This window comes from Sphingomonas sp. CCH5-D11, from assembly GCF_001557395.1.
Taxonomy (GTDB): domain Bacteria; phylum Pseudomonadota; class Alphaproteobacteria; order Sphingomonadales; family Sphingomonadaceae; genus Sphingomonas.
In genome coordinates, this window is record NZ_LSKH01000256.1 from 1 (window position 1) to 10,968 (window position 10,968).

Here is a 10,968-nt window from a genome sequence, read left to right on the forward strand (position 1 = left end):
AGAGGAGCACCGCTTATGGGCCATTATTCGTCCACCCTCGGGTTGAACCCGAGCATCCTGACCGTTCCCGGCTTCGGCAATTCCGGGCCCACACATTGGCAGACCCTGTGGGAGCAATCCCGCCTTGATACGCGCCGCGTGGAACTCGGCATGTGGGATACGCCGCATCGCAATGCCTGGGTGACCAAATTGGATCAGGCGATTTCCCAGGCGCAGGCGCCGGTTATCCTGGTCGGGCATAGCCTGGGGTGCCAGGCAATATCCTGGTGGGCGTCGCTCAGCCCCCAGCCCTATGGCTGGCCGGTTGCCGGAGCGTTGCTGGTCGCCCCTGCCGATGTCGACCGACCCGATATCCCGTCTGAACTGTCGACCTTCGCGCCGGCACTGCGTGCCCCGCTGCCGTTTCCGTCCATTCTGGTGGCGAGCGCCGACGATCCCTGGATCGAACTGGCGCGCGCCCGCAGCCTTGCGGCGGATTGGGGAAGCCACTTCGTTGATGCTGGCGCTCAGGGGCATCTGAATGCCGCCAGTGGACTCGGCTGGTGGCCAGAGGGCCAGGAGCTTCTGGACCGCGTAATTGCCGCCTCGGGAGGCCCGCACGGCGAGGCACGGACGCCAACAGACGCGCGTGCCATTCTGGCGCACCCTGGCGACAAATCGAACGCCGCAACACACGCCTGACCGCCGCGGCCCCGTGTTGGCCCGCTCCGATGTGCGGGCCGCCGGGGCGCAACCCCGCGCGTGCGCGGAGATGGCACGGCAGCACCACTCAGGGCTGCGGGCGCGCTTCCTCCTGATCGGCGTTCGCCTCACGCAGTCGGCGCGCCTCCTTCAGCCTTCTCCACAGGGCCAGATTGAAGCAGGCGAGCGCCACCACCATCAGTCCGGTCGCCAGGAAAACCTTGGTCCAGCCGCTCACGCGCGAGCGCCGAGCGCCTCGGCCTCGTTCCAGCGCAGCGCCTTCAGCACGGTTCTGACGATGCCGTCAGCATCGAGGCCCGCCTCGGCATATTGTGCCTGTGGCGCATCCTGGTCCTGGAACACGTCGGGTAGGCGCAGCGTGCGCAGCTTCAAACCGCCGTCGATCAGGCCTTCATCGGACGCCAGCGTCAGCACATGAGCGCCGAGCCCGCCGATCGCGCCCTCCTCGATCGTCACCGCCACCTCATGGCTGGCCAGCAGCTTGCGGATAAGTGCTTCGTCGAGCGGCTTCGCAAACCGCAGATCGGCCACAGTGGTCGACAGTCCCTTGGCGTCCAGCTGGTCGGCGGCCTTCAGCGCCTCCGCCAACCGCGTTCCGAGCGACAGGATCGCCACCGACTTGCCTTCGCGAACGATACGGCCCTTGCCGATCTCCAGCTTCTCCGGCTCCGTCGGCAGCGGCACACCCACACCGTTGCCGCGCGGATAGCGCACGGCGATCGGTCCGGTATCATGCTCGACGCAGGTATGCGTCATGTGCACCAGCTCGGCCTCGTCCGCCGCCGCCATCACCACGAAATTGGGCAGGCTGGCGAGATAGGTGATGTCGAACGAGCCCGCATGCGTCGCGCCATCGGCGCCCACTAGGCCCGCACGATCGATCGCGAACCGGACCGGCAGGTTCTGGATCGCGACATCGTGCACCACCTGGTCATAGGCGCGCTGCAGGAAGGTGGAGTAGATCGCGCAGAACGGGCGCATTCCTTGTGCGGCCAATCCGGCCGCGAAAGTGACGGCATGCTGTTCGGCGATGCCCACATCGAATGCCCGACCAGGATGGCGCTTCGCGAACCGATCGATCCCTGTGCCGGAGGGCATGGCGGCGGTGATGGCGCAAACGCGCGGATCGCGATCCGCCTCGTCGGCCAGCGCGTCACCGAAGACGTTCTGGTACGCCGGCGGGCCGGGAGGAGCCTTCGCCTGGGCGCCAGTGATCACGTCGAACTTCTGCACGCCATGATATTTGTCCGAAGCGGCCTCGGCGGGGGCGTAGCCCTTGCCCTTCTTCGTCACGACGTGGACGAGGATCGGTCCCTCTTCCGCATCGCGCACATTCTCGAGAACGGGAATGAGGTGCTCAAGATTGTGCCCGTCGATCGGCCCCACATAGTAGAAGCCGAGCTCCTCGAAGAGCGTGCCGCCCATGGTCATGCCGCGGGCGAATTCATCCGTCTTGCGTGCGGCATTGTGGATCGGCCGCGGCAATCGACGCGCCACCCGCTTCATCAGCTCACGAACGGACAGAAACTCGCGACTCGAAACGATGCGCGACAGATAGGCGGATAGCCCGCCCACCGGGGGTGCGATCGACATGTCATTGTCGTTCAGGATCACCACCAGCCGGTTGCCCGCCGCCTGCGCATTGTTCATCGCTTCATATGCCATACCTGCAGACATGGCGCCGTCGCCGATCACCGCAATCGCCTTGCCCGGCTGATCGGCAAGCTTGTTCGCCATGGCAAAGCCCAGCGCGGCCGAGATCGACGTTGAGCTATGGGCAGCGCCGAACGGATCATATTCGCTCTCGCTGCGCTTGGTGAAACCGCTCAGTCCCCCGCCCTGGCGCAGCGTGCGAATGCGATCCCGCCGACCCGTCAGGATCTTGTGCGGATAGCATTGATGCCCGACGTCCCAGACGAGCCGGTCGCGCGGCGTATCAAAGACATAATGGATCGCGGTCGTCAGCTCGACCACGCCCAGTCCGGAGCCAAGATGGCCGCCGGTCGTGCCGACCGCACTAATGGTTTCCGTGCGCAACTCGTCGGCGAGTTGGCGAAGCTGTTCGGGAGCCAGCTTTCTCAAGTCAGCCGGTGTCGAGATGGTATCGAGCAGCGGCGTCGAGGGCAGATCGGTCATTCTGCTGGGCTTACTCCAGCGCATCCATCGTGTCGAATGCTACCGTTTCGCCGCTTGCCAAGAAAATGCTCAATCGGAACTGCAGGATGCGCAGCGTCCACGTACTTCGATGACGGGGCGGACCGGCTGGAATCCCGCGGCGGAAGCAGCATCGCGCACGCCCCCGGTCAGCCGATCATCATCAAGATGCGTCGTCTGCCCGCATTGGTCGCACACCAGGAAAATGCAGTCGTGTAGGCAGTCGGGGTGGGCATTGGCCACATAGGCATTGGCGCTCTCCACCTTGCGAGCAAGGTTCGCTCCCACGAAAAGATCGAGGATGCGATAGACGCTGTTCGCCGCGACACGCCGCCCCTCTGACTTCGACACGGCTTCCGCAATGTCATAAGCGCTGGCCGGCTTTTCAAACCCCGCCAGGGCGCCGAACACGCTCGCGCGCATCGCCGTCCACTGCTCGCCGGCGCGTTCCAGCGTCGCCTGCGCAGCCTGCGCCAGATCCGCACCCTGCGGCTCGTGATGGTGGTGAACATTGGCCATGATCTGGATTTAGGTCCGCATCCGCCCGACAGCAAGCACGCTCCGCTTTACGAGAAGCTCCGCTTCACGAACAAGGTGGCCGCCAGATGCAGCTTCGCTATGCTTCGCACCTCGCGTAGCCCGCTACCGCCGCAATGCTCATCGGAACTTCAGGAGAATCGCCATGGATCTCGGCCTCGCCGGCAAGACCGCCATCATCTGCGCCTCCAGCCATGGTCTAGGCCGGGCGTGTGCGGAAGAACTTGCCCGGGCTGGCTGCCGCGTCGTCCTGAACGGCCGCGAGGCGGGGCCGCTGGAGGACACCGCCGCATCGATCCGCGCGCAAACGGGCGCCATCGTCGAAACCGTGGCTGGCAACATCGGCGATACGGGCGTGCAGCAGGCACTGGTACAGACTGCCGGTACGCCAGACATCCTCGTCAACAACAATGGCGGCCCGCCTCCGCGCGGGTTCCGCGAGCTTGACGGTGAGGCGATTCATGCCGGCCTGGACGCCAACATGGTCACCCCCATCAGGCTCGTTCAGCAGGTGGTCGACGGCATGGTCGAGCGGCGCTTCGGCCGCATCGTCTGCATCACGTCGGGGTCGGTGAAATCGCCGGCTGCCGGGCTGGATCTGTCCAGCGGCGCACGCATCGGCCTTCATGGCTTTCTGGCGGGCGTCGCACGCGAGGTCGCCAGCGCCAATGTCACGATAAACTTCCTGTTGCCCGGCCTCTTCGCGACTCGCCGGCTGGGCGGCGTCATGGCGTTCGCCGCAAAGGCGCAGTCGATTGACGTGGAAACGGCGGAAGCTCGTGGACGCGAGCGGATCCCCGCCAGGCGCTTCGGCGATCCGGCGGAATTTGGCGCCGCCTGCGCCTTTCTCTGCTCGGCTCAGGCCGGCTTCATCACCGGGCAAAGCCTGCTGATCGATGGCGGCGCCTATCCCGGAGTGCTATAAAGCACAGCTTGTTTGCGCAGCGGGGCAATTTCCCGCATGTCCGCGCGCCGAAAGGAACTTTGCCATGGCCGCCAACTGGGCCCCCGACAGCTGGACCGCGCATGAAGCGCGCCAGCTCCCCGACTATCCTGACGCCGCCGCGCTGAAAGCGGCGACCGATACGCTCCGCTCGCACCCGCCGCTCGTCTTTGCTGGCGAAGCGCGGAACCTGACGGCGGAATTGGCGCGGGTTGCCGCGGGTGAAGCGTTCCTGCTTCAGGGCGGCGACTGCGCCGAAAGCTTTGCCGAATTCCATCCAAATAACATCCGCGACACGTTCCGCGTGATCCTGCAGATGGCGGTGGTGCTCACCTTCGCCTCCAAGCTGCCGGTGGTGAAGCTCGGCCGTATGGCGGGTCAGTTCGCCAAGCCCCGCTCCGCCCCGACCGAGACGATCGAGGGTGTGGAGCTGCCCAGCTACCGCGGTGACAACGTGAACGACATCGCCTTCACGGCGCAGTCCCGCGTGCCCGATCCGCAGCGCATGGTGCAGGGCTATGCGCAATCAGCCGCCACGCTGAACCTGCTGCGCGCCTTCGCACAGGGCGGCTACGCCAATCTCGCCCAGGTACACCGCTGGACGCACGATTTCATGGGCCGTTCGCCCTGGGCCAAGAAATATGCCGAAACGGCCGATCGCATCGGCGAGGCGCTGGAATTCATGGCGGCATGCGGGATCGATCCCGAAACGGTGCCGCAGCTTGCCCAGACGAGCTTCTACACCAGCCACGAGGCGCTGCTTCTCCCCTATGAGGAGGCCATGACGCGCCAGGATTCACTGACGGGTGACTGGTACGACACGTCGGCGCACTTCCTGTGGATCGGGGATCGGACCCGGTTTGAGGGATCGGCTCATGTCGAATTCCTGCGCGGCATCGGCAATCCGATCGGCTTGAAGTGCGGGCCCAGCCTGGAGCCGGACGTTCTCCTTCGCCTGCTGGACACGCTGAACCCGGGCCGCATTCCTGGCCGCATGACGCTCATCACGCGTTATGGCTACGACAAGATCGAGGCCGCCTTCCCGCGTCTCCTGCGCGCCGTCACGCGCGAAGGTCACCCGGTGATCTGGAGCTGCGATCCGATGCACGGCAACGTCGTGAAGGCCGCGAACGGGTACAAGACGCGCCCGTTCGACCGGATCCTTGCGGAAGTTCGGGGCTTCTTCGCCATCCATCGTGCCGAGGGTACGCACGCCGGTGGCATCCATGCCGAGATGACCGGCCAGAATGTCACTGAGTGCACCGGCGGCGCCGTTGACGTGACGGAGCAGAGCCTGGCGGATCGCTATCACACCCATTGTGACCCGCGCCTCAATGCCAGCCAGAGCCTTGAACTGGCGTTTCTGCTCGCAGAAATGCTGAACGCAGAGATGGCCGAGCGCCGCCGCGCGGCCGCCTGAAAGAAAAGGCGACGCGGCGGGTTGACGACCCGCCGCGTTCCCCGTAGAGGCGCCGCTCCCGCTCGCACGGCCCCTTCGTCTAGCGGTCTAGGACGTCGCCCTCTCACGGCGAAAACACGGGTTCGAGTCCCGTAGGGGTCACCAGCGATTACAAGCACTTAGTCGCTTGATCGCTACGGTCAGCCGGAACTTCGGTAATAGTTCGGTGATAAGCACGCTGAAACAGCGTGAACTAAGCCGAAACGGATAGAGACAGCTTCGCGAACTCTTTCCGGACTCGACTTAGCGATATCGCTTTGGGCATGATCAACCTGCGGTGCACGGCAGCCACGCCGCGAGAGCATGAGGGGGGCTTGTGGCGGTAGCGGACAATCTGGTCGTCGAGGTCGACATTGCCACCCGCGTGGTGGAAGACGACGACGACATCTATATTGTCCGGCCAGGGGCCGGCTATGCACTCTATAACGAGTTCGATCGCACTAGCCGCGTCTTCCTCGACTTCCCGGGGTTAGCGCTCGACATCTCTCGCGACATTCCTGAGCCGACCCGATTGCGTGAGATGATCGCGCGATCGGTCCTGGTTCGCGACTGGCACTTGGGCGGGCGGCAAGCTGCCGAGCCCAATCGTCAGATCGAAGCGTATAGCGGACGAGCTAAGGGGCGACGGTTCGGGCGATATGCGGCCGCAATCGAGAAGCTCTACTACGACCTGCCGGAGGGCACGATCATTGTAGTGCCGGGGCCAGGCTTGCTCAGCGACGTGCTCATCGGCGTGTTGCAGGGGAAGCCTCAGGTTGCGACGAACATAGAGGCGTATCCCGGCGAGCATATGCCTGTTCGCAAGGTCCGCTGGACTGGTCGGAAACAGCGCTCCGAGTTCAGCGAGGGCCTACGCGATCGGCTCGGCAACTCGCATCCGGTGATGGCGCTGGAGCGATCGATGCGCGAGGAGATCCTTGAGGCGGGGTTCGACCGCTTCGTCTTCGGCGGGCAATTTTACGCGAGGCTGGAGACCACGAAAGCCGAGTTTAACACACTCGACGATTACAACATTCAGAGCTTCGTCAACTTCGTCGCGGGTGCGATGGCTGCCCGCGAGGAGGGCGTCGCTGCCGAGCACTCGATCGACCTGGACACGGCCCTCGCGCTGCTTGCTCAGCATCGAGAGCTCGTCCCCGAGCTGACGGTTAACATCAACTCGCCCGGTTTTTTGAGGATCATCAGCGATCGCATTGCTCCGCTGGTCATCGCCATGCTATTCTCTGTCGCGACCGTGGTGCCTGCGGGTGCTCAGCCGGATCAGATCGTTGCGACGAATTCGGCGGCGGCTCCTTCGGACCCCTGCGCGGTGAATGTTGCAACGGAGGCCATGGGCGCGATGAAGCTGATGGGCTACGATGACTGGAAGCGGGCGTGCGAGAAGGCGCGGGACGCCCAGGCTTCAACGGGCGTTAAGCCGAATATGGATACCCACATCCGCCCAGCCCATCCACAGAAGCCATGAACGTCGCGGCACCCCCAGTCCCCCACGGAGGCAATTCCACGCCAGCGCCGGCTAGTCGGCGGCTGATCGTTGCTGGCTTCATCCTCTCTGCCCTTTTTACGACGGTTCTCGGCGGAGTGAGCAGCTGCGTGCTAGCGGATCGCCAAACCACGCGAGCAGAGAAAATCTCTGAGGTGAACCGGTTCCTGAAGTCCACCGAGGATTTTGAGCCTCTTATGAGGCGGCACGTTCAGAACATCGTGCATGATAAGCCGCTGGATGCGAGTCGCGAGGCGTTGCTGCAGAATATCCAAGGTCAGCACGTCCTGCTCCGCGGCGTTAGAGCTTATGTTCCCGATGGTCTGCGGCCCCAGGCTGATGAATACGAAGCTACGCTAGTGAAAGTGGCGGATGCGTTGGGCCAAGCGGATGATCCCCTCACCACCGGTCCGCTGATGCAGCAGGTCAATGATGCTGTTGTGGCTAAGCAAAAGCTCACCGCCGCGCTGCGTGAAGGTGTCGGGCTACCCAGCTAGGTGACGCGGCCGCCGACGCGGTTGCCGGCAAGTGCCTTGGGGCGCGTCCCTGATCGTCTCACGACACAAACATCGCCTCAACGATCGCCTGCATCAGCACCCCGCGCGGCACGGGAACGCCAACCGAGACGTAGCCGTTGTTGTGAGCGGATCGCGTGCCGTAGATGCTGATCCACTGCCGACCATGCTGCCGCCACGCCCGCTGGAGCGCCGGAACCGGCATGAGCAAACAAGTACCAGCGGGGGCAAAAGCGTAGGCGATGAAGTCGGAGGCGAGCGGCTTCTGCACCCAGCCCGGCGTCCGTCTCGCCTCGTCGGACCAGCGCTCAAGCAGCACGTCGGGCCAGTCCTCGGTCCTGATCTTCTCGTCCACCGTGTAGGTCCGACCGCACTGGAGGGTCAGCAGACGGTCGATACCCCCACGCTGTGCCCAGCCGTCCTCGCGCACAGCCACTGCCGAAGCCAGGGTCGGGAAGGCTCGCCGGTAGAGCGGGATCCACCAGTCAGCGTCCACATACCAGTTCGACAGCGCCAGGCTCTTGCCGAAGTGGTGCACACGCCGGGAGCCCGCCGTCCGACGATCGCGGGCGACGGGCTGTTCGGGCCGTTGGTGGCGCTGCCGTTCAGCGAGCGCCGGGCTAACCTTCGTCCACGAATTCGCGATCGTGGCTGTCCTCCCAATCTTCGCGGGTGTCTTCGAGGTCGGGATCGCCATCGATCTCGTCCATGCGGTTGATCAGGGCTTCCGTCAGCCGGGCAAGTTCGCACCGGGGGAGCGAGGGTATTGCGGCAAACATCGACGCGACCCCGGTCAAGTCACTCGGCCGGGTCCAAGATCGACGGCGCATCCGCCGCCACCGAGCCTTGCGCCGCGGCGGGACCGGCGCAGGTGAGCATATGGTCACCATCAGCCCACCTCCCCGTTCTGGCGACGCTCGATAGCTGCCTTGATTGCGTCCTGACGCTCGGGCTTGCCCACGATCTGGGCCATGACGCTGGTCAGGTCGTCGCCGTCGCAATCATCGACGAGGAATGCCAATCGCCGATCCGCCATCAATGCGTAGCCGCCGCCGATGGTGGTCAGCGCCTGGAGCCACACAGCGGCGTCGAAGCGATCCGCATGATTGAGGATACTCGGCATGTCAGCGCTCCCCCGTATGAGGCAGCCACTGCTCGACCTGCTTCGACACCCAGACGAGCGCCTGATGCTGGCTCTCGGTTGGCTCTTCATCCGGGCGGAAGAGTGCTGCCAGACGCAACGCGCAGTTCTTCACTGCTACGCCGGTCATCTCACGCAGGTCACGAAGCTCCCGCTCGGTTGCCTCACCGCCCTGCCCGGTGATCAGGTCATGGCGACCGGCCAGTTCGGTGAGCACCGCCAGCACATCATCGAAGGTCTGCGGCGGTTCGGCGACGATGGCACAGGACAGCGCCTCCTGCTGTCGGCTCCACACGCGTGATGCCGGCACCCACTCCTCGCGCGTGAGGTCGTCGCGCGCCTCTGCCTGCTCGATGGCATCCTGCCGTTGGCTGGCTGCATCGAGCATCAGGACGAGATTGCGGATCGGGGTCGTAGTCATCGTCACGCCTCCCCACCAGCAAGGCGAGCCACGTCGGCGATCATCAGCGGCAGCAGGTCTTCGCCGTCCATGCCGTCGTCGCGCTCGATGAACGCCAGCTTCGCTTGAAGATCGGCCAGCGTTCGAACCGGGAAGGCATGAACGGCCGAACGTGCTTCACGGTAGGGCACATACAGCTCGTCCTCCTGCTCGGCTGCTGCCCTGGCGCCCGTGATCACGTCGATCCGCTTCTCGGCACGGTTGCGACGATGCTGCGCGGCCAGCAACTTGCGGGCGCATTGCACGTCATCCGACGCGCCCCGCCCTTCGGCATCCACCAGACGACGAGCCAAGCGCAGCCCGGCCGGATTATCGGTCGACCACAGGCCAGCGGATTTGGGATGCGCCGACGGGATGGTGACATGTGGGATCGCGGCCCGCATCGAGTTCGCTCGCTCGATCGCCGGATTGAACACCTCGGCGTAGAAGCGGTCGATCTCGGCGTTGGTCGCATCGAACTTGCCGATCAGAGCGAGGAGTTCGGGACTGACGTTTCCGGTCGGAAGTGTCGCGGCGGCAGGTGCCAGTCCAAGGACCGCGGTTCCGATCACGATGGCGGGAGCGGCGCTCAGCAGGTCGCGGCGGCTGGTGTTGCGGTCCATCGCTCAGCCCTCCCGCTCGTTACGGAGGCGGAGAAGCGGCCCCTCGGCTTCGCCGAGTAACTTCTGGATCTCCTCCAGCTTCTCGATCCCGACCTGGTTGATGCACCAGATGTTGGAAGCAACACGGTGGAGGCTCTGTTCGCCGCCGGACAGGCGCTCGACGACATACTCCATGAAGTCGCTGTTGCTGTTCGCCATCAATGCGATGACCCGTTCCAACGACAACGACATGTCGGAAACGACCCGCACGGGGTTGATGACGGTTGCGGTCATGGTGAAGCTCTCAGCCATGATCAGCCCTCCATCGACTGGAGGGAGCGAAGCGCCGATAGCGTCAGCCGAGCGCTCCAATCCAAGCTGCTGTCGAGGCGGTCGATCGCAGCGAAGTCGGCGCGGGTGAGCGCTTCGTCGTCCTCGCGACCGGTCACGCTGTGATACATCGCGCACCAGAGCTGGATCATCGCGCCACGCGGCGTCCTGGCGGCGGTGGAGCGGATCAGCTCTTCCGCTTCGTCGATGATGTCCCACTGCTCACGTTCGCCTGGGCCGTAGCCGTCGACGATGGGGCCGTTGTCTTCAGGCAGCGCGTGGAAGGCGGCATACGCCTCGACGCGCCGTTGCCAAGCCGCCTCGATGGCCGCGTCAGCAGAGGTGTGGGAGAGCGCCGGAGCGGCAAGGACCGCGGGCGCGACAGCGATTGCGCCGAGAACCCCTCGGCGGGTAGTGGTCTTCATAGTCGTTTCCCTTCGTCAACAAGGGTGGCGATCAGAGCCGGTTCGGAAGTTGGCGCTTCCGGCCGGCTCGCGACTCTGATAACAGGGTTTCTATGGATGATCAAGAAACCCTGATAACAAAGAAACGGGGTCCTAAGCCCACAGGCATCGGGACACTAATCGGGGTGCGAATGCTGCCGGACTTGCTGGCGGCGCTCGACAAGTGGATCGATCGACAGGACGAGCCCAAGCCCACCCG

General features: G+C 64.6%; 15 protein-coding genes and 1 tRNA gene. 6 read left to right on the forward strand and 10 right to left on the reverse strand.

Features of this window, described 5'->3' with window-relative positions; genetic code table 11:
• The first annotated feature begins 15 nt into the window (after positions 1-15).
• The gene (locus AX702_RS16050) at positions 16-681 is read left to right on the forward strand and encodes an RBBP9/YdeN family alpha/beta hydrolase (RefSeq protein ID WP_066781253.1); all 666 of its coding nucleotides are present in this window, start codon (positions 16-18) and stop codon (positions 679-681) included.
• 88 nt (positions 682-769) lie between these two features.
• On the opposite strand, the gene AX702_RS22155 is transcribed toward AX702_RS16050, so the two are convergent.
• The 3 genes from AX702_RS22155 to AX702_RS16060 all read right to left on the reverse strand — a co-directional run bounded on the left by AX702_RS22155 (position 770) and on the right by AX702_RS16060 (position 3,375).
• On the reverse strand, positions 770-919 hold the full coding sequence (locus AX702_RS22155; protein ID WP_156455536.1) for a hypothetical protein: 150 nt from the start codon (positions 917-919) through the stop codon (positions 770-772).
• Positions 916-2,838: a 1-deoxy-D-xylulose-5-phosphate synthase gene (gene dxs, locus AX702_RS16055; protein WP_066781255.1), complete on the reverse strand. Its 1,923-nt coding sequence runs from the start codon at positions 2,836-2,838 to the stop codon at positions 916-918. Before dxs ends, AX702_RS22155 begins: the two co-directional genes overlap by 4 nt.
• Positions 2,839-2,907: 69 nt before the next feature.
• The gene (locus AX702_RS16060; RefSeq protein ID WP_066781257.1) at positions 2,908-3,375 is read right to left on the reverse strand and encodes a Fur family transcriptional regulator; all 468 of its coding nucleotides are present in this window, start codon (positions 3,373-3,375) and stop codon (positions 2,908-2,910) included.
• A 163-nt stretch (positions 3,376-3,538) separates the two neighbouring features.
• On the opposite strand from AX702_RS16060, the gene AX702_RS16065 reads away from it, so the two are divergent.
• The 5 genes from AX702_RS16065 (at position 3,539) to AX702_RS16085 (ending at position 7,775) form a co-directional block, all read left to right on the forward strand.
• Positions 3,539-4,318 carry an SDR family oxidoreductase gene (locus tag AX702_RS16065; protein ID WP_066781259.1) on the forward strand — a complete coding sequence of 260 codons (780 nt, stop codon included), beginning with the start codon at positions 3,539-3,541 and terminating at the stop codon, positions 4,316-4,318.
• 64 nt (positions 4,319-4,382) lie between these two features.
• Positions 4,383-5,756 (forward strand): class II 3-deoxy-7-phosphoheptulonate synthase, encoded by a 1,374-nt coding sequence (locus AX702_RS16070; RefSeq protein WP_066781261.1) that lies wholly within the window; start codon positions 4,383-4,385, stop codon positions 5,754-5,756.
• A gap of 68 nt (positions 5,757-5,824) precedes the next feature.
• Positions 5,825-5,900: transfer RNA gene (locus tag AX702_RS16075), tRNA-Glu, on the forward strand.
• A 406-nt stretch (positions 5,901-6,306) separates the two neighbouring features.
• Positions 6,307-7,260: a hypothetical protein gene (locus AX702_RS16080; RefSeq protein ID WP_197420648.1), complete on the forward strand. Its 954-nt coding sequence runs from the start codon at positions 6,307-6,309 to the stop codon at positions 7,258-7,260.
• 173 nt (positions 7,261-7,433) lie between these two features.
• Positions 7,434-7,775 (forward strand): hypothetical protein, encoded by a 342-nt coding sequence (locus tag AX702_RS16085; protein ID WP_156455538.1) that lies wholly within the window; start codon positions 7,434-7,436, stop codon positions 7,773-7,775.
• Between the two features lie 58 nt (positions 7,776-7,833).
• Here AX702_RS16085 and AX702_RS16090 read toward each other — a convergent pair whose 3' ends face one another.
• From AX702_RS16090 to AX702_RS16115, 7 genes are all read right to left on the reverse strand, one after another.
• Positions 7,834-8,331 (reverse strand): hypothetical protein, encoded by a 498-nt coding sequence (locus AX702_RS16090; protein ID WP_231731896.1) that lies wholly within the window; start codon positions 8,329-8,331, stop codon positions 7,834-7,836.
• An 82-nt stretch (positions 8,332-8,413) separates the two neighbouring features.
• Positions 8,414-8,572, reverse strand: coding sequence for a hypothetical protein (locus tag AX702_RS22160; RefSeq protein ID WP_156455539.1), 159 nt, complete (start codon positions 8,570-8,572; stop codon positions 8,414-8,416).
• A gap of 110 nt (positions 8,573-8,682) precedes the next feature.
• Positions 8,683-8,916, reverse strand: coding sequence for a hypothetical protein (locus AX702_RS16095; RefSeq protein ID WP_066781267.1), 234 nt, complete (start codon positions 8,914-8,916; stop codon positions 8,683-8,685).
• Between the two features lies 1 nt (position 8,917).
• Positions 8,918-9,355, reverse strand: coding sequence for a hypothetical protein (locus AX702_RS16100; protein ID WP_156455540.1), 438 nt, complete (start codon positions 9,353-9,355; stop codon positions 8,918-8,920).
• Between the two features lie 2 nt (positions 9,356-9,357).
• Positions 9,358-9,996: a hypothetical protein gene (locus AX702_RS16105; protein ID WP_066781272.1), complete on the reverse strand. Its 639-nt coding sequence runs from the start codon at positions 9,994-9,996 to the stop codon at positions 9,358-9,360.
• Positions 9,997-9,999: 3 nt separating this feature from the next.
• Entirely contained in the window at positions 10,000-10,287 is a 288-nt protein-coding gene (locus AX702_RS16110; RefSeq protein ID WP_066781274.1) for a hypothetical protein, read from the reverse strand.
• 2 nt (positions 10,288-10,289) lie between these two features.
• The gene (locus AX702_RS16115; RefSeq protein WP_066781275.1) at positions 10,290-10,730 is read right to left on the reverse strand and encodes a hypothetical protein; all 441 of its coding nucleotides are present in this window, start codon (positions 10,728-10,730) and stop codon (positions 10,290-10,292) included.
• Between the last annotated feature and the right edge of the window lie 238 nt (positions 10,731-10,968).